14 protein-coding genes and 1 pseudogene are annotated in these 18258 nt (G+C 63.3%); 8 read left to right on the top strand and 7 right to left on the bottom strand.

The annotated features are described in order from the left end of the window. Nucleotides 1–203 precede the first annotated feature (203 nt). Genes QFZ23_RS12380 through QFZ23_RS12370 form a run of 3 tightly spaced genes read left to right on the top strand, consistent with a single transcriptional unit; the run spans nucleotide 204 to nucleotide 3316 of the window. The gene (locus QFZ23_RS12380; protein WP_306923305.1) at nucleotides 204–1559 is read left to right on the top strand and encodes an extracellular solute-binding protein; all 1356 of its coding nucleotides are present in this window, start codon (nucleotides 204–206) and stop codon (nucleotides 1557–1559) included. 3 nt (nucleotides 1560–1562) lie between these two features. Further along, nucleotides 1563–2444, top strand: a complete 882-nt coding sequence (locus QFZ23_RS12375) for a carbohydrate ABC transporter permease (RefSeq protein ID WP_306923303.1) — start codon at nucleotides 1563–1565, stop codon at nucleotides 2442–2444. Then, nucleotides 2441–3316, top strand: a complete 876-nt coding sequence (locus QFZ23_RS12370; RefSeq protein WP_306923301.1) for a carbohydrate ABC transporter permease — start codon at nucleotides 2441–2443, stop codon at nucleotides 3314–3316. The genes QFZ23_RS12375 and QFZ23_RS12370 overlap by 4 nt, the downstream gene beginning before the upstream one ends. 410 nt (nucleotides 3317–3726) lie before the next feature. Here the strand turns inward: QFZ23_RS12370 and QFZ23_RS12365 are convergent, their stop codons facing one another. Continuing rightward, nucleotides 3727–5502: an MGH1-like glycoside hydrolase domain-containing protein gene (locus QFZ23_RS12365; RefSeq protein WP_306926817.1), complete on the bottom strand. Its 1776-nt coding sequence runs from the start codon at nucleotides 5500–5502 to the stop codon at nucleotides 3727–3729. Between the two features lie 339 nt (nucleotides 5503–5841). On the opposite strand from QFZ23_RS12365, the gene QFZ23_RS12360 reads away from it, so the two are divergent. From QFZ23_RS12360 to QFZ23_RS23780, 5 genes and pseudogenes are all read left to right on the top strand, one after another. Next, entirely contained in the window at nucleotides 5842–6354 is a 513-nt protein-coding gene (locus QFZ23_RS12360; protein WP_306923299.1) for a GNAT family N-acetyltransferase, read from the top strand. Nucleotides 6355–7419: 1065 nt separating this feature from the next. Next, the gene (locus tag QFZ23_RS12355) at nucleotides 7420–7740 is read left to right on the top strand and encodes a hypothetical protein (RefSeq protein ID WP_306923298.1); all 321 of its coding nucleotides are present in this window, start codon (nucleotides 7420–7422) and stop codon (nucleotides 7738–7740) included. A gap of 70 nt (nucleotides 7741–7810) precedes the next feature. Further along, nucleotides 7811–8368 carry an NADPH-dependent FMN reductase gene (locus QFZ23_RS12350; protein WP_306923296.1) on the top strand — a complete coding sequence of 186 codons (558 nt, stop codon included), beginning with the start codon at nucleotides 7811–7813 and terminating at the stop codon, nucleotides 8366–8368. A 476-nt stretch (nucleotides 8369–8844) separates the two neighbouring features. Then, nucleotides 8845–9696, top strand: a complete 852-nt coding sequence (locus QFZ23_RS23785) for a S1C family serine protease (protein ID WP_373427877.1) — start codon at nucleotides 8845–8847, stop codon at nucleotides 9694–9696. 15 nt (nucleotides 9697–9711) lie between these two features. Further along, nucleotides 9712–10605, top strand: a pseudogene (locus tag QFZ23_RS23780) (oxidoreductase); the annotation flags it as partial. Between the two features lie 126 nt (nucleotides 10606–10731). Here the strand turns inward: QFZ23_RS23780 and QFZ23_RS12340 are convergent. Genes QFZ23_RS12340 through QFZ23_RS12315 form a run of 6 tightly spaced genes read right to left on the bottom strand, consistent with a single transcriptional unit; the run spans nucleotide 10732 to nucleotide 18234 of the window. After that, nucleotides 10732–11775 (bottom strand): NAD(P)-dependent alcohol dehydrogenase, encoded by a 1044-nt coding sequence (locus QFZ23_RS12340; RefSeq protein WP_306923294.1) that lies wholly within the window; start codon nucleotides 11773–11775, stop codon nucleotides 10732–10734. A 9-nt stretch (nucleotides 11776–11784) separates the two neighbouring features. Further along, the gene (gene aspA / locus QFZ23_RS12335; protein WP_306923292.1) at nucleotides 11785–13281 is read right to left on the bottom strand and encodes an aspartate ammonia-lyase; all 1497 of its coding nucleotides are present in this window, start codon (nucleotides 13279–13281) and stop codon (nucleotides 11785–11787) included. Nucleotides 13282–13313: 32 nt separating this feature from the next. Further along, nucleotides 13314–14312: a D-2-hydroxyacid dehydrogenase gene (locus QFZ23_RS12330; protein WP_306923290.1), complete on the bottom strand. Its 999-nt coding sequence runs from the start codon at nucleotides 14310–14312 to the stop codon at nucleotides 13314–13316. Beyond that, nucleotides 14309–15406, bottom strand: a complete 1098-nt coding sequence (locus QFZ23_RS12325; protein WP_306923289.1) for a tartrate dehydrogenase — start codon at nucleotides 15404–15406, stop codon at nucleotides 14309–14311. Before QFZ23_RS12325 ends, QFZ23_RS12330 begins: the two co-directional genes overlap by 4 nt. Next, nucleotides 15403–16944, bottom strand: coding sequence for an aldehyde dehydrogenase family protein (locus QFZ23_RS12320; RefSeq protein ID WP_306923287.1), 1542 nt, complete (start codon nucleotides 16942–16944; stop codon nucleotides 15403–15405). The genes QFZ23_RS12325 and QFZ23_RS12320 overlap by 4 nt, the downstream gene beginning before the upstream one ends. A 12-nt stretch (nucleotides 16945–16956) precedes the next feature. Continuing rightward, nucleotides 16957–18234: an NAD(P)/FAD-dependent oxidoreductase gene (locus tag QFZ23_RS12315; protein ID WP_306923285.1), complete on the bottom strand. Its 1278-nt coding sequence runs from the start codon at nucleotides 18232–18234 to the stop codon at nucleotides 16957–16959. Nucleotides 18235–18258 lie beyond the last annotated feature (24 nt).

Raw genomic sequence — 18258 nt, 5'->3', positions numbered from 1 at the left:
CCCCCGGAGGGGCAGCGGTTCCGGTGCCAGAGAATCGATGGTTCCCAGGTTCTTCCCGGTCTATTTATTTATCCGAGTGCCTGAAGGCTGAGGACCGGCTCCCGCCGCTTTGTCGGTGGGTGATCTACACACCTGAAATTGCATACAGGCTGGGGCCAGCTGGAGGATATTTGGGGCTGCAGCCGCTCGAAGATTGGAGTGTCATGCACCGCCCTGCCAGATTACTCGTGGCACTGTTGTCTGCGGCAGTGCTGCTGGCAACATCGGCCTGTTCCCCGGAGCAGCCGGCCGCAGAAAACCGGACACTGAAGATCGTCTACCAAAAGACGGACTCCTTTACCGCCCTCGACACCTTGTTCAAGGATGCGAAGAAGGACTTTGAAGCTGCCAATCAAGGCACCACCGTTGAGCTGCAGCCCATCGAGGCGAACGACGACGACTATGGGACCAAGCTTGCACTGGCCCTGAGGTCAGCGGAAACCGCACCTGACGTCTTATACGAGGACACCTTCAAAGTGCGGTCGGACGTCGACGCCGGATACCTCCTGAAGCTGGACAGTTACCTTGAGAAATGGGACGACTGGAAGACCTATAACGAAGCCGTCAAGGCTGCCGGCACCGGTGACGACGGCAGCATCTACGCTGTCCCGTTGGGCACTGACACCCGCGGCATCTGGTACAACAAGAAGGTCCTGCAAAAGGCAGGGATCGCCGTGCCGTGGCAGCCCCGGACCTGGGATGAGATCCTCGACGCTGCCCGCAAAATGAAGGCCGCGGATCCGTCCGTGGTTCCCTTCAACATGTACGCCGGCAAGGCGTCCGGTGAAGGCACCGTGATGCAAAGCTTCTACGAGCTGTTGTATGGCACGGACAGTGAGCTGTATGACCAGCAGGAAAAGAAGTGGGTGGTCGGTTCGCAGGGCTTCACCGATTCGCTGGCCTTCCTGAAAACCCTCTACGACGAAAAACTGGCTGTTACGCCTGCCGAGGCTCTCGACGCGAATGTCTGGAAGAAGGTCTTCGGCGAATGGTTGCCGCAGGGCAAAATGGGGGCCGTCGTGGAAGGCTCCTACTCGCCGTCGTTCTGGCAGAAGGGCGGCAGTTACGAGTGGGCAGGCTACGCCGAAGATATGGGCGTTGCTAAGTTCCCCACCCAGCGCGGCCAGGAGCCGGGCGGCGTCAGCATGTCGGGCGGCTGGACCCTGGCCGTCGGTGCGGATTCCAAGAATCCGGACCAGGCGTTCCAATTCCTCGCCACGGCTCTGAACAAGAAGAACTCACTGGCGTTCACCGTTGCGAGTTCCCAAATCGCGGTGCGGTCCGACGTTGCCGCCGAACCCGACTATCTGGCGGCCAACCCGTTCGTCAAGGACGTGTCAAAACTCGTTTCCGTCACGCATTACCGGCCCGCAACAGCGGACTACCCACGGATCTCCGCGGCCGTGCAGGTTGCCACTGAAGCCGTGATCACGGGTACGCTCTCGCCGCAGGAGGCAGCCGAGCAGTACGACAAGACAATCAGGGATCAGGTGGGCGACGCCAAGGTCCTGCAGAAGTAACGCATGAGTGCACGCAAGTCCGTCCGGCAGCAGCTCCGGCTGCTCCCGGTCGTGCCGTCCGTCCTGCTCCTCCTCTTTTTCCTCGCGGCGCCCGTTCTGTGGTCCTTCCACGCGTCCTTCACGAATGCGGCCCTTACCGGCCGGAACGCCAGGAATCCGGCCTGGACCGGCGTCGACAACTACGCGCGGCTGCTGACCGACTCGGCGTTCCCGGCCTCAGTTGTCCTGACGGTCGTTTTCGTGGTGGCGTCCGCCATCCTGGGCCAGAACCTGCTGGGACTGCTGATTGCCGGACTGATGACGCGTGCCCGGAAGCCCGTGTCCGCCGTCGTGGGTACCGCCGTGGTGGCGGCCTGGGTGCTTCCCGAGATTGTTGCCGCGTTCGCCGCTTACGCCTATTTCAGCAAGGACGGGACGCTCAATCAGCTGCTGGCGGGTGCGGGCTGGGCCGGTGCCGACTGGCTGTACGCGTTCCCCATGGTGGCTGTGGTGCTCGCCAACATCTGGCGCGGTACCGCCTTCTCTATGCTGGTGTACCGGGCGGCCCTCGCCGACGTGCCGCAGGACATCGCCGAAGCCGCCCTCATGGACGGCGCATCCGGCGGGCAGCGGCTGGTGTTCATTACGCTGCCATTGATCCGGTCCAGCATTGCCACCAACCTGATGCTCGTGACCCTCCAGACCCTGGCGGTCTTCACCCTGATCTGGGTGATGACAACCGGCGGACCATCCAATGCCAGCACCACTTTGCCGGTCCTTGCCTATCAGGAGGCCTTCAAGTTCGGCGACATCGGCTACGGCACCGCCATCGCCTCCGTGCTCATTGTCCTGGGCTTGGTGTTCGGGATTGCTTACGTCCGGCTGCTCAAGGGGGACAATCGATGACGACGGCGCAACAGGCGGCCCGGCGGACCGCTAACGGGAGGGTACCCTCGAAGGAGCGCCGCCAGGCCAGTGCTCCGGCAGATGCCGCGCTGCTACTAATCGGCGCCTGCTTTCTGCTGCCTTTACTGTGGTTGGTATTCGCTTCGTTGGATACCAACGCCGGTTACCAGACACAGCTGCCCGCCACCGCCTCGCTCACCAACTTTGCGGCCGTCCTCACGCCGGAGTTGCTGCTCAGGCCGCTCTGGAACAGCCTGCTACTCTCCGGCGGGACGGCAACGGTGACCCTGGCCGCTGCCGTGCTGGCCGCCTACCCGCTTTCCCGGTTCCAGTCCAGGTTCAATAAGCCGTTCCTGTATTCGATCCTGTGCGGAACCTGCCTGCCCATCACCGCGATCATGGTTCCGGTCTACGGCCTGTTTGTCCAGTTGCGGCTGCTGGACTCCATGCCGTCAACCGTTCTCTTTATGGCGGCAACGGCGCTGCCAATGGCCATCTGGATGACCAAGAACTTCATGGACACGGTGCCCGTCTCGCTGGAGGAAGCCGCCTGGATGGATGGTGCCTCCGGGCTGACTGCCCTGCGCTCCGTGGTGCTGCCCCTAATGCGCCAGGGCCTGGGCGTGGTATTCATCTTCGTTTTCATCCAGACCTGGGGCAACTTCTTCGTGCCCTTCATACTCCTGCTGTCCCCGTCGAAACAGCCTGCGTCCGTCTCGATCTTCAGCTTCTTCGGCCAGCATGGAGCCATCGCCTACGGCCAGCTGGCCGCATTCTCCATCCTTTATTCGGTTCCGGTCCTGTTCCTGTACGTTCTAGTGGCGCGCGGGGCCGGCGGATCGTTCGCAGTGTCCGGGGCGCTCAAGGGCTAAGCCCGCGGGGCAGTCGATGTCTTCAACCACCCTTTGCGAACGGGATGGTGTCGTCCCGGTGTGCGTTGTGGTCGGGCGGGTCCAGGGTTGTAGAGAACCGTGACTCCGTGCAGCTTGTCGGCCCGGAAATTGATGGTGGCGTCGGTTTTATGGGTCATGGGTCATGGCCATGAACATCGTCTGACCTGACCCAGCAGCATCTGGCCCAGCGACTCAAGGTAACGAGAGGAACTATTGTCAGGCTGGAACGTGGATAAGGGGTGTCCGTCGTCGTCGCAGTGCAGGCCATCAGGATCATGCGCCGCGACGTAACCCTTGTGCCACGGTTCTCGAAGCTCATATTGCTCGATAATGCTCCACTACATCGTCGAAACCTCGGATCGCCCCTTTTGATCGTGATCCGGTTCGGATCACCGTCCCTTTCTCGGGGGCATGACGGTGGCGGTGCCATGCCGGTCCACGTCCACCGTGAAGGTCAGGCCTCCGGCCTTTAGCCCTTCGAACGTGCACGCGCCGAAAGGCGTCGGGACAACCGGAGCCACTGCGGGCAGCAGGCCGGGTCCCTGCGCGGTAAGCCCGAGTGTTGCCAGCATCAGGGGAACGGCCGATGCAGCTGCCCAGGCTTGAGGGCGGCATGATGCCGGGTAGGGCTGCGGTGCGCCCTGGGCTAAGTTGTGACCTGAGAACAGTTCAGGTAGCCGGTAGTCGAAGATTTCCGCCGCGTCCATCACGCCGGCGGCCAAGAGGGCTGCTTCGTCGCTATAGCCGGCTTTTGTGAGGCCGTCCAGCGTCATGGCTGTGTCATGGGCCCACACGGAACCCGAGTGGTAGCGCAGGGGCCAATAGGCCCCGTTGCCGGTATTCAAGGTACGGACGCCGTAACCGGAAAACATCGTGGGGTGCATGATCCTCCGGGCCACCAGCTCGCTTTCCTCCTCATTCAGGATCAAGGTGCCCAGCAGGTGGCCCATGTTGCTTGCGACTCCGTCCACTGGGCGCTTCTCCACGTCCAGTGCTATCGCCGGGTAAGCCCCGAGTCCGTCCCGGCACCAAAACGCGTTGCGGAATCTCTCGGCCAGGTCCGCGGCATAGTCCCGCCATTCCTCCGCGCCAGGGAGCCCAAAGGCCTCGAACAGGTCGGCCGCGTTGGTCGCGGCCTGGTAGGCATATCCCTGGACCTCTGCCAGTGCAATGGGTCCTGTGGCCAGCGAACCGTCGTTCCAGCGGATGGAGTCTGCGGAGTCTTTCCAGCCTTGATTCGCCAGCCCGTATCCTGTCTCGTCGATGTACTCAAGGAAGCCGTCACTGTCGGGGTCTGCCCAGTCGCGCAGCCACAGTAATGCTGCTTCCAGGTTGCTCATCAAATCCTTGACTTCCTCCTCGGGCATGCCCCATTGCCAGGCATCGTGGAGAAGGGCAATCCAGAGCAACGTGGCGTCCACGGTTCCGTAATACACGGGCGGCAGCCGGAGTTCTCCGTTGCTGGCGTCCGCGGGCATCCGAAGCTCACCGCGGCGCACTTCATGAAGGATCTTCCCCGGTTGTTCAGCCGTCGCGGGGTCGTACTTTCTGCCCTGGCGGGCTGCGAGAGTGCGCAGCGTCCCGGCCGCCAGTAACGGGTCGATCGGAAGAAGCATCCGCGCGGCGATCAGCGAGTCCCGCCCGAAAAGAGTGAAAAACCAGGGAGCCCCGGCCGCGAGGAAAACATCCTGTGGCGAGGAAACGGCCGACATACGTAGCCCCTGGAGGTCCCCCAACGCCCTTTCTGCCAACGCCGTCAGGCGCCGGTCATCGCCCTGGACGCGCAAGGCTGCCTGCGTGGGTTGGGCTGCGGCAACGAATGGGGCAAGAGTGTCCGCAGCCTGCACCTCCCAACCAGCACGGGCGGTACCCCGGGCCGGAATGTTCAATTTCCACCTGAGGCGAAGCTGACTGTTGTTCTGCTCAGCGACGGCCCCCGGCGCGCTGATCATGGAACCGACGCCTTCCACCGCCGCCCGCCACACCCCGCCGTGCAGTTCGGGTGGGACAGGGTGGGCCCGGCCGCCGGCTTTGACTGACTCCAGCGGCGAAAAGTCGGATCCGACCGCCATCTCAATCACAGCGGTGACGTCCCGGCTCAGGTCCGAGCGCAGGATGATTTCCTCACTGAGCCGATCGGCGAGGATGCTCCGGCGGCGGGTCAGGCTAACCAGCGTGGTGCAGGGGATCTACTGCGCGGACACACGGATGATCGATGAGGCTATTCCTTACCGCCGCTGCGTCGCAACTGGCCTTAATGACTGAGGCCGAGTCATGGGCGTCGCAAGGTGCTGCTTATGTGTCGTTAGCAAGCCGGCGGGCCAGCGGTTTTCTACCTAGCCCTTGCATATGAGGACGCCGCGACGTTCTATAAGAAACGCCTCACTTCACAGTAAGGGCATCGATCGCGGTGGTCCCGTCCCCTCCGGTTATCTTTTCAGTTGCAGTGCAGCAACTACTAACCCGGCCGAATTTGACGCACGATGTCTGGTTGACTGGACCGGATGATCAGGGAAGCAAGAGCAAAAGACCTCCCGAAGATGCGCGACATTGAAGTCGCAGCGGGCGAGGCATTCCGAACCATCGGTATGGGAGCCATCGCCGATGAAGCGCCACCCAGCCTGGAGGCCCTGGCTGTCTATCAGCAGAACGCCAGAGCATGGGTCGCCACCGATTCCGGTGACGAGGCGGTGGCCTACATATTGGTTGACGTGGTCGGGCCGTTTGCCCATATCGAGCAGGTAACCGTCCACCCGCTCTATGCGCGGCAGGCTATTGGCCGAAGACTTATCGACGAAGCCGCTCTCTGGGCGGCGGCTCGCGGGCTCAAAGGGATGACCCTGACGACCTTCGAAAGAGTTCCTTGGAACGCTCCCTACTACGCCCGCTTGGGATTCCAGCCGGTGCCTGAATACCAGTGGTCGGATGGTCTGCGCCAGATCGTGCAGTCCGAACGCTCTCAAGGTTTGGATGCATGGCCACGAGTCATCATGAAAATGGACCTCCCAGGAGAGTAGACCGGCAATTGACTCCTAATGCGTCCGACGGCGTTTCGTTCGATCTCCTAATGCGCAAAACGAACCCTCATAGTCACGCAGTTAACCGGTAGCTCTGCCATGAACAGTTGTGAAGGCAGAAACAGGCACCTATCCGAGGCCCGGGTGTGCACATTGTGCACACCCCCTTTTTGCGACTTTGATGCACCGTCGAGTGCAGTGCCGCAGCCCACGCGGCGCCGCAACCCGCCTTGTGCGCGTGCAGGCACCAGCTTCCTTTCGAGGAAATGCCGATGAATCAACATCAAGGAAGCGGGCAATCCCGCCCTCGTTGAAAGCGGCGCATCCGCGGCCGCAAGCTCCGGCGTCTCCCAACACCTTGCACGTTCAGCTACGACGTCGTCCGCTGGCGGAATTGCCCACCGTCGCCTTTGTCCGCGATTTCCGGTCTTTCCATGCTTACGGCACTGAGCACGTCTCCGGTTACGGTGTGCCCAACGGTCCGACCCCAATGCGGTCGCTGCCCGCCGCTCCGGGGAGCGGCTGTCCTATGAAGCCGAAGCATCAGCCGCGGAGCGAGATCTCGGAAAACGAGATCTCGGGGAGAGACCCATCATCGGCTTCAATCCAAGCGGTGAAGTCTGCATACGACATAAATGAGTAGTAGTCGCAGAACCTCGCACACCCTCTTTCATAGGTGCCCACGCTAGTAAGAACTCCTCCTTTCTTGACCGTCTAATCACTACAACCGACATTGCGGATTGCGCATTCCCGACGAAGTGAACAAGGCATGAGGGCACAGTATTTCAGTTCGAACAGGCGCTCGGCTGGCGCCCGAGGAAGCCGCATTCCACGCCCTCGATGTGGTGGCCGTTTGGGGCTTTCCCCTTTTGTTTTTTGGGTAGGGCGCCTGCGGGAATCTATCTTGCCAGTCTCTTGCGCCGGTGCTATTAAATCTATGTCAGTGGATATAGATCGATTGGTTCGTGGGCCTAGCCGGGAAAGCACCATACTTCACACCACAGCCGTATTGCCCGTTTCGCCAGGACATTGCCGTCCTGACGTATCCAGAATGGAGGCAAGACAGTGACGATCCAGTACATGGACAACGGTTTCGCTCCGCATGTTGATCGGGGCCTGGCAACGGCAAGGTCGCGTCTGGATTCCGGCGGCGCGGGCTGGGACCAGGGCGGGGAGGCCGAAAAGCACTCCCGGGCTATGGTCGAACACATTCTCGCCCTGGAACCCGAAGGCGTCCCTGCCGTCACGGCTGAACTGTTCGCGGAGGCCATCGCCGTAGCCAACGCCATGCGCCAAACGCAAGGAAGAGGACCTGTTACGTCTTTCCGAGCCCGGGACTTTTGGGAGATTTTGAAAGACCTGATTGACAGCGTGCTGGAGCACTAGCCGGAACAACCGGAACGGAGTACCCGCTAGCGTACGACGCTGGTAGAGGTTACTGAAGGGAATGGTTTGCGTGGTGAAGATCGCTGTGGTGGTTGGCAGCACCCGGCCCGGCCGGCGGAGCAAGCAGGTGGCAGACTGGGTGCTGGCCAGGGCAACCGCCCGGGGCGGTGCGGAATTCGAGTTGCTGGATCTGGCTGATTACGAGCTGCCCCTGCTGGACGAACCGATGCCGCCGTCTCTGGGCAACTACCAGCACGAACACACCAAAGTCTGGGCGGCCACGATCGCCCGGTTCGACGGGTTCATTTTCGTTACGGCCGAATACAACCACTCCGTTCCCGGGGTCCTGAAGAACGCCCTGGATTACCTCTATGAGGAATGGAACAACAAGGCCGCTGGCTTCGTCTCCTACGGTAGCGCCGGCGGAGTCCGGGCGGCAGAAAACCTGCGCCTGATCGCCGGTGAACTGCAGATCGCCGACGTCCGCGCCCAGGTGGCGTTGCCCTTCGCCACCGACTTCGAAAACTTCACCACGTTCACGCCCAGCAACGCCGCGGAAGAAGCCCTGGAACCACTCCTTCAGCAGCTCATCGCCTGGGCCACAGCTCTCAAGACACTCCGCGCCTGATTGCTGCCTGACGCTACCCGGTCGAGGTCCTTGTGCCCCATTCGTGGCCCTGCCCGGCAGCGCCTCTCGGGCGAACCCGGCCAAGGGGACGTTGATCCTGGCGGACACTCCTCGTATCGAGGTGCACTGCCGGCACCGGCCATGTAACAAGAGAGGAAGCTCCAATGTACGCCCGGCAACCAACATCACGCCGTTCCTCCCGCATAGGCGGGATCCTGGGTGCGGCGGCGGTCCTCGCAACGATCCTGTCAGGGTGCACGGCTCCCGGGCAGTTCCCGGTTCCGTCATCACAGCAGTCTTCCAGCAACGCCACCGGCAGCGCATCGGGGATTGCTTCAGGTGGTGCACCAGGAGGCGGGATCACGCGGGACCAGCCGTCCGAGGCGCAAGCACCACCGGCTGTGGGCGGGGGCCCGGGGACCAGTCAAGGGCCGGTCGATATTCCCACGATTGTCAGCAACGTCCAGCCCTCTGTCGTGACTGTCTTCACCGACGGCGGGCTGGGAAGCGGCGTGGTGTATTCGAACGACGGGCTGATCCTCACGAACGAGCACGTGGTGCGCGGAAACAGCAGTGTGGAGGTGGGCTTCGCCGATGGCCGCCGCGTAGCCGGAACGGTACGGGCAACGGACGCAATCTCGGACCTTGCCTTGGTGGAGGCAAAGCGGACAGGCCTCCCTGCCGCCAAATTCCAGCCTGCCCTGCCCCGGATCGGTGAACTGTCCGTGGTCATCGGGTCGCCGCTCGGATTTGAGAACACGGCGACGGCGGGCATCATCTCGGGCCTGCACCGGCAGATCCCAGGGTCCGCGTCCAGCAGCCAGTCCCTCGTAGACCTCATCCAAACCGATGCCGCGATCAGCCCCGGCAACTCCGGCGGCGCCGTCGTGAACAGCAGGGGCGAGGTGGTCGGGATCAGCGAGGCCTACATACCCCCGCAGTCCGGTGCCGTGGCACTCGGCTTCGCCATCCCGGCCGCCACAGCGGTGAAGGTAGCAGACCAGCTCCGTGCGGACGGGACCGCCGAGCACTCCTTCATTGGCTTGGGACTGGGCGAGATCACTCGACAGATCGCCGAAGAACTGGGGCTGCCGGACACCCGCGGGGCGCTGGCACTCACGGTCCAGGAAGGCGGGCCCGCAGACAAGGCCGGTATCCGGCCCGGTGACGTCCTCACTAGGCTTGACGGCGACGAGCTCGCATCCCCCGAGGACCTGCTCGCCGCGCTGAGAAGCAAGAACCCCGGCCAGACCGTCACAGTCGAATTCCGCCGAGGAACGACCCAACAGGAGGTCAAAGTTCCGCTGGCTGCACGCCCTGCCTCATAAGCCCGGCACGCGCAAAAGCTGATGTGGGAAGGCATTGACGAGCCGTTGGAGTCCGGCAACTGGCAGGCAGTTGGCCCGTCCGCGCTGCCCTACGGGCCCGGCAACCAGACACCGCTTGAACTCGATCGCGCCGGCATGGACGCCATCAAGGAAGAGTTCGTGGCCGCCACGCTTCGCGCCGACCAGGCCGGATTCGACCTCCTGGAGATTCACGCCGCCCACGGCTACCTGCTGTCTTCCTTCCTTTCGCCGGTCTCCAACCGCCGGTCGGATGAATACGGCGGCAGCCTGGAGAGCCGGCTACGGTTCCCGTTGGAAGTGTTCGACGCCGTCCGTGCGGCGTGGCCCGCCAGCAAGCCTGTGACGGTCCGCATTTCAGCGACCGACTGGATCGAGGGCGGCAACACTTCGGACGATTCGGTCGAGATAGCCCGCGCTTTCGTTGCTCACGGCGCCGCTGGACTCGATATCTCCACAGGCCAGGTGGCCAAGGAAGAGAAGCCCGCGTTCGGACGCAGCTACCAGACGCCGTTTGCTGACCGCATCCGCCAGGAAGTAGCCGAACCCGCTGGCGTGGCCGTGATCGCCGTGGGTGCCATTTCCACGTACGACGACGTCAACTCCGTCCTGCTTGCAGGCCGGGCCGACCTCGTGGCCCTCGGCCGTACGCACCTGTACGACCCGCAGTGGACACTGCACGCAGCAGCCGAACAGGAATACCAGGGCCCCGGTGCCCAGTGGATTCCCCAGTTCAGGGCCGGTCGCCGCAAGCCGCCGAGCTCACGTACCGACGCCGTCCGCCCGCGGCTTTCCCTCCTGCGGGAGCCGGACTCCGAGGCAACGTCGGCGCACCTGCGCTGGACGCCTGACGCCTTGGCCAAGGAACCCTCCCTGCTTCCGAGCAAGTAGGGCATCAAAGTCTGTGGGCCTGCCCGGAGAAGGGCAGGCCCACAGGAGGTACAGGTCCACGGGCCGCTGCAGTCACGGACGTTCAGCAGGTACAGGGAACGCCCTTCCCTGTTTGCTTTGAAGGTCCTAGAACGTGCCTGCGTCGATCACAAAGCGGTACCCGACGTCGCGGGCGACAACCCGGTCGAAGGCGTCGTTGATTTTGGTCGCAGGAATGACCTCGACTTCAGCCCCGATGCCGCGGGCTGCGCAGAAGTTCAGCATTTCCTGCGTCTGCCGTATACCGCCCATTTTGGATCCGGCGAGATTCCGCCGGAATGCCACGAGGGACCAGGCGCGTTGGGACAGCGGCTTCGCGGGCAGCCCCACGAGAACCATCGTGCCGTCCAAAGCAAGCAGCGAAAGGTACTGGTCGACGTCGATATCGGCCGAGACCGTGTTGATAATCAGGTCAAAGTGGCCCGCCAGGGATTCGAACGTGGCGGGGTCCGACGTGGCATAGTAGCGTTCCGCCCCCAGGCGGAGCGCGTCCTCCTGCTTCTTGAGAGACTGGCTCAGTACCGTGACTCCAGCGCCCATGGCGGCCGCCATCTTGACCCCCATGTGGCCCAGGCCGCCCATGCCGATGATCGCCACACGTTTCCCGGGCCCGGCATTCCAGTTCCGCAGCGGCGAGTACATGGTGATGCCGGCGCACAGCAGAGGGGCGGCCGCTTCAAGCGAAATGCCGTCAGGAATCCGCAGCACGTAGTTCTCATCCACGACGATGCTCGTGCTGTAGCCCCCTGCAGTCGGCAGGCCGTCCCGGCCCACAGAGTTGTACGTGCTGGTGGATCCTGCGAGGCAGTGCTGTTCTTCGCCGGCACGGCAGTTGACGCAGACCCGGCAGGAATCCACAAAGCAGCCCACGCCGACGCGGTCCCCCACCGCATGGCGCGTCACCTTGGCTCCAACCGCCTCGACGACGCCGGCGATCTCATGGCCAACCACTACCGGGTATGTCACGCTCGCCCAATCACCACGCGCAGTGTGGATATCGGAGTGACAGATCCCAGTGAATTTAATGGCAATTTGTACCTCGAACTCACCGGGCTCACGCCGTTCGATGGTGCCGGGTTCCAAAGGGGCGGCAGGCGAAGTCGCGACAAAGGCTTTGGCAAGGGTGGGCATGGTGCCTCCTTAACTGCTTGTGGGGACGGACCCGGTGCGGGCTTGAGGGTTTGCCAGGTGCTCGGGGCGGAGAATCTTCTCGAGTTCGTCCGCCGTGAGCAGCCCGCGTTCCAGGACAAGGGAAGTGACGCTGCGGCCCGTTGAGACCGCCTGCCGGGCAATGGAGGTGGCCGCGTCGTAGCCGATGAGCGGGTTGAGGACGGTGACGACACCGATGCTCGCTTCGACCTGGGAGCGGAGATATTCCTTGTTCGCGGTGATCCCGTCGATGCAGTGGTCCGCCAGGGTTCGGCATGCCGCGGTGAGGTGGGTGAGGCTGGCAAACATGGAACGGGCGATGATCGGCTCAAACGCATTGAGCTGCAGCTGGCCGGCTTCGGCGGCCATGGTGATGGTCAGGTCGTTCCCGATCACCTCGAATGCCACCTGGTTCACCACTTCAGGAATGACCGGGTTGACTTTCCCGGGCATGATGCTCGAGCCCGCCTGCCGCGGGGGAAGGTTGATCTCAGCGAAGCCTGCCCGGGGCCCAGAGGACAGCAGCCGCAGGTCGTTACAGATCTTCGACAGCTTTACCGCGACCCGTTTGAGCATCCCGGAGAACAGCACGAAAACACCACAGTCCTGCGTTGCTTCGACGAGGTTGCCGGCAGTTACAAGCGGCAGCCCGGTGATGCGCCGCAGGTGTGCGCAGGCCTTGGCGGCATAACGCGGGTGGGTATTAATGCCGGTACCGATCGCGGTCGCGCCGAGGTTGATCTCGTGCAGGTGAACCAAGGCCTCGCGGACCCGCCGCTCGTCCTCGTCAACCATCACCGCATACGTGCCGAACTCCTGGCCAAGGGTCATCGGCACGGCGTCCTGCAGCTGGGTGCGGCCGACCTTCACCACATCGTCGAACTCCACTGCTTTGCGCGCGAGTGCTTCGCGGAGATGCGCCATTGCCGCCAACAGTTCGTGGGCACCCTGGATCGTGGCGATTTTGATCGCCGTCGGATACACGTCGTTGGTTGACTGCCCCATGTTCACATCCCCATTTGGGTGGATCACGGAGTACTCGCCCCTGGCGAGGCCTGCATGCTCCAGCGCATGGTTCGCGATAACCTCGTTGGCATTCATGTTCGTTGAGGTACCGGCACCGCCCTGGATGACATCAACCACAAACTGATCCAGGAGCCGGCCCTGTTCAATTTCCCGGCATGCCTGCACGATGGCGTCCTTTTTGGCCCCATCAATCAGTCCCAGATCGAAGTTGGCCAACACGGCCGCATGCTTGATCTGGGCCAGCGCCCTGACGAGTCCCGGATAGGCCGAGATTGTTGTGCCCGTGATCGGGAAGTTCTCCACTGCGCGCAGGGTCTGGATGCCCCAGTAGGCGGCCGCAGGGATCTCCCGGGGGCCCATGAAGTCGGTCTCGGTTCTGCTATCCGGCGCTTCCAACAGGGTCGATTTGTCTGTCACGTCTTGTCCTTGTGCCGACTGCTCCGTAAGCGCCCTTTTGAACATTCGAAACGGCACTTACGGAGCAATCGATGGGTTTAGTTGGCTAGGGAGGGCGCAGGAGTCGGGACGAACCCGAGGGCCTTGTCCACGACGTTTTCCAGTGGCTCGCCGGTGCAGTACCGTTTCAGGTTGTCCACGAACAGCTTGCCGAGGTCATCGAGATAGTCGTCCGTGTCACCGCTCATGTGGGGCGTGATGATGACGTTCTCCATAGCCCACAGGGCGTGGCCTTCGGGCAGCGGCTCGGGGTGCACCACATCAAGGGCGGCCCCCGCAATCGCTCCCGAGGCCAGCGCTTCGGTCAGTGCCCCGGTATCCACCAGGGGCCCGCGGCCTACGTTGATCACATACGCGGACTGCTTCATGGCCGCAAGGACGTCTGCGGTAACCAAACCACTGGTCTCAGCAGTCAGCGGTGCTGCAAGCACCACAACGTCGTAGCCGTGGACGATTCCGGCGAGGCCGGCCGAGGAGTGGATGCGTCCGAAGTCCGCGTCCCCGGGACGGCCGGTCCGGCCCGCGCCGTCGACGTCCATGCCGACGGCGCAGAAGAGCCGGGCGATCTCCCGGCCGATGGACCCGGTGCCTACCACCAAAGCGCGCTGGCCGTGGATCTTGCGGGTGACCCGGTGCTGCCATCGTTGCTGCTGCTGCAGCCGGAACGAACCCCGGGCATCCTTGGCCATGTCCAGCACAAAACCCAGTGCGAACTCCGCGATCGCCCGGCTAAGCACGCCACGGGAGTTCGTGTAGGTAACGCCACTTGCGATCAGCTCATCAAACATCAGCTGGCTCACTCCCGCCGCCGTGACATGGACCCATTGCAGGGAGGAGGCGGCGCCCCAGTTCTCCCGCAAAGCCGGGGAGAACGAGTGCCACTGATACAGGACGTCGGCGCCGTCCAAAGCCTCTGCAAAACCGTCGGCCTTGGTCAGCCGAACCTCCGCGAGCTCCTCGACCTCCGCCAGGCGGGGCGGCAGCGCCTCCCGGTAAAGGGCCGCGACGACGGGACGCCTGCGTTCCGGGGCGGTCATCCCGTTGGCGTTGCGGCCGCGCTATCCGCGTAGACTGCGGCAAGCGCATCAATGGCGGCCACCACCGCAGCCGTGAACTCCGACGTCGACGAGGTTCCCCCAACATCCCGGGTGCCGAAGCCGTTGCGCAGCGCCGATTCGAACGCGGCCTGCAGGTGGGCGGCGGCCTCGGGATGGCCGAGGTGCTCCAGCATCATCGCCCCCGACCAGATCTGCCCCACCGGGTTTGCCAGGCCCTTCCCGGCAATATCCGGAGCCGAACCATGAACCGGCTCGAAGAGGGACGGGAAGTCGCCCTCGGGGTTCAGGTTGGCGCTGGGCGCCAGGCCGATGGAGCCGGTCGCTGCACTGCCCAGGTCCGAGAGGATGTCGCCGAACAGGTTGGACGCCACGATGACATCCAGCGTCCAGGGCTTCAGGACCAAGTGCGCCGCCAAAGCGTCCACCAGTTCGCTGGTGAGCGTCACGTCCGGGTACTCGCGAACCGTTTCACCAACGACCTCGTCCCAAAACGGCATGGTGTGCACGATGCCGTTGCTCTTGGTGGCGGAGGTAAGGTGTCCGCGCCTGGAGGCAGCCAGCCGTGCCGCATAGTGCGCTGCCCGCAGCACGCCCAGCCGGGTGAAGACGGTGGTCTGCATGGCACTTTCCTCAGGCTGCCCACGGTACATGCGGCCGCCGACCTCCGAATATTCCCCTTCGTTGTTCTCCCGCACGATGAGGAGGTCGATCGGATGCTTGGCCGCAAGCGGTGACGCAACGCCGTCGAGCGTTTTCACGGGACGCAGGTTGATGTACTGCTGGAACTCGCGCCGGATCGGGATCAGCAGCCCCCACAGCGATTCAGTGTCCGGAACGTCCGGCGAACCCACCGCGCCCAGGAAAATAGCGTGGTGCTTGGCGAGCTGCTCCAGCCCGTCCTCGGCCATCATCCGGCCGTGCCGGGCGTAGTATTCGGATCCCCAGTCGAAGTACGTGAACTCCAGATCCAGGGAATGAAGTTCCGCAATGCGCTCAAGGCAGTCGACAGCAGCAGGGACGACTTCGTTCCCGATGCCGTCGCCGGGGATGACAGCGATCTTGTGGGTGCTCATGACATTTTCCGTTCCGGCAGGCCGCCCGGCAGCTGTTGCCAGCGGTGACCCGATCCTCCGAGGTTGACTATGGTGCTTTTAGGCTCCGTCATCTCGTGGACGGCATACCGGACGCCTTCCCGCCCCACACCGGACTTCTTGAAGCCGCCGAACGGCATGGAATCGATGCGGACGTCGCTGGTTTCGTTGATCACCACGGCGCCCACGTGCAGCTTCTCCGCGAGAGCCAGCGCCCGGTCGATGGACTGTGTAAAGACGCCGGCCTGCAGTCCGTAGTCCGAGCTGTTGGCGGCATGGACAGCGTCTGCGATGCTGATGAAGGGCATGATGCTGACGACCGGACCGAACACTTCCTCGCGGATCACGCGGCACTCCGCCGGCACATCGGTCAGGACCGTCGGCTCATAGTAGGCGTTGCGACGCTTCCCCCCGGCGTGGATGCGTGCCCCGGCGGCCTTGGCCTCTTCGACCCATTCCTCGACCCGGCGGGCTTCCGCTTCGGAGATGAGCGGGCCCACGTCAGTGCTGCGGTCGAATTTCGGCCCGGTTCTGAGCGCCTTTGTGCCGCGGGTTACCCGCTCGAGTACGTCCTCGAACAGCGAGATGTGCACGTAGACGCGCTGAACCGAGAGGCAGTTTTGCCCGGCCACACCAAACGCCCCAGCCACGATGGCATCAGATGCCTGAACCGCATCCGCATCGGAACAGACGATCGTTGCATTGTTCCCGCCCAGTTCAGAGAGGATCTTCTTGGCTCCGGCTGTCCCAGCTATGCGGTCCGCAGTCTGGGGACCGCCGGTGAAGGAAATCAGATCGACCTGCTCATCACCCACCAGCGCTTCGGAAACGCCGGGCCCGGAGACAATCGCGGCGATGCGTCCCGACGGGACACCCGCTTCGAGCAGCAACTGGACGAACGCCAGCCCGGTCAGCGGGGTACGGCCGGAAGGCTTAAGCACGACGCCGTTGCCGCCGATGAGGGCCGGGCCCAGCTTGTGTGCCACCAGGTTCAGCGGATCGTTGAACGGAGTAATCGCGGCAACAATCCCCACCGGCTTCCGGCTGTACCAGCCGATCTTGCCCGCACCGGCCATGCTGTCCTCGAAGCCCAGCGTCTCCCCCGTAAGTTCTCCGGAGGCGGCGGCTGAAAGGCGCAGGGTTTCGATGCAGCGTCGCACCTCACGCTCCGCCTCGGTGATGGTTTTGCTGCTCTCCGCGGCGATGATCCTGGCGAATCGCCCAGACTGATCGGCGAGAAGCTGGGCTGCGGTCTCCAACGCCTGTCTGCGGGTCCGCAGAGGCCACTCTGGACCCTGAAGATGGCGGTGGATGTGGGCGACTGCCCGCCGTACGTCCTGGGGCGAAGATGAGCAGACCCGGCCGAGCAGAATGCCGTCTTCAGGGTCCCGTATTTCCACGATCATGTCGGTGGTCTGCCATTGGCCTTCGAAGAAGGCACCGCCGGGAAGGTTAGCAATTTCTGCCCTGCTGTACCCTGTTTCCGGGCGCGCGTCAGCGAGGGATTTCGATGGCGTCATGTGATCCCTTGCCTACTTGACTCGGTCGATGATCTTGGCGGCTGCGCCGATGAAGGGCAGGAACCAGGGCGGGCCGAAGTGGCCCGGCACGGGCGGGTTTTTTAGGTCCTCCCACACGTTGGCGCTCTTGTCCCCGGCCATGTAGTGGGCCATCCGCTTGCCCATGTGGGCGGCCATCTGTACCCCGTGTCCGCTGTAGCAGAGCGAGTAGAAGAGCCCGTCGTGGACACCTGCATGGACCATCTGGTCCATGGAGAGATCCACCAGTCCGCCCCAGATGTAGTCCACCTTCGCGTTGGAAAGGTAGGGGAAAAGTTCAAGCATGGCCTTCCGCAGGATCTCGGCGCTCTTCACGTCCGAGTCCGGGCTGGACAGCGCGAAGCGGGCACGCCCGCCGAAGAGGAGCCTGTTGTCCGGCGTGATCCGGAAGTAGTAGGTCAGCATTTTGCTGTCCGAGGCTTGGCGACGGTTGGGCAGGATGCGGTTGACTACGTCTTCGGGCAGCGGGTCGGTCACAATGATGAAGCTGCCCACCGGGATCACGCGGCGCTGCAGCCACGGGGTGATCCCGCCGGTGTAGCCGCTGGTGGCGACCAATATCTGCTTGGCCCTGGTGATGCCGCGGGTGGTGTGCACATCGTGCACGGTGCCCGAAACCTTCTTCAGCTCGGTGACCGCTGCGTTCTCGCAGATGTCCGCTCCGGTAGCAGCGGCCACCTTCGCCAGCCCATGGACGAACTTCCCGACATGCAGACCCGCACCCAGCGGATCCATCATCGCGCCCTGGTAGAAGTCCGTTCCGATTTCGCTGTGGATCTCGGACTTCGGGATAACGGTGACATGGTGATCGGCCAGTTTGGCCAGCTTCTCCTGCGACTTCAGGAAGCCCTCATAGTGGGACTTGTGGAAGGCCAGCGAGAGCTTTCCAAAGCGCTTGTAGTCGCAGTCGATGCCATTGTCATGCACGAGCTTCTCGATGGTGTCGATGGCGTCGTTGTATTCCTGGAACATCTCCACGGCGCGCGTGGCGCCGTAGCGCTTGACCGCGGTGCTGAAGCTGATGGCCAACCCGGTCGTCGCCATTCCCCCGTTGCGGCCGGATGCGCCCCAACCCACGGTGTGGCGTTCGAAAACGGCAACGCTGGCGCCTTGCTTGGCAAATTCCAGGGCGGCGGACAGCCCCGTAAAACCGGCGCCGATGATTGCCACATCGACATTCTCGGGTACCGGAGTCTGCCGGTAGTCCCCGGATGCTTCGGCTGTGTCCAGCCAGTAAGGAATGAGTTTCACGGTTTGACCTTTCGCCTCGACGTC

It is taken from the genome of Arthrobacter globiformis (assembly GCF_030818015.1).
Taxonomy (GTDB): Bacteria; Actinomycetota; Actinomycetes; order Actinomycetales; family Micrococcaceae; genus Arthrobacter; species Arthrobacter globiformis_C.
This window is presented reverse-complemented; position numbering and strand designations above follow the sequence as displayed.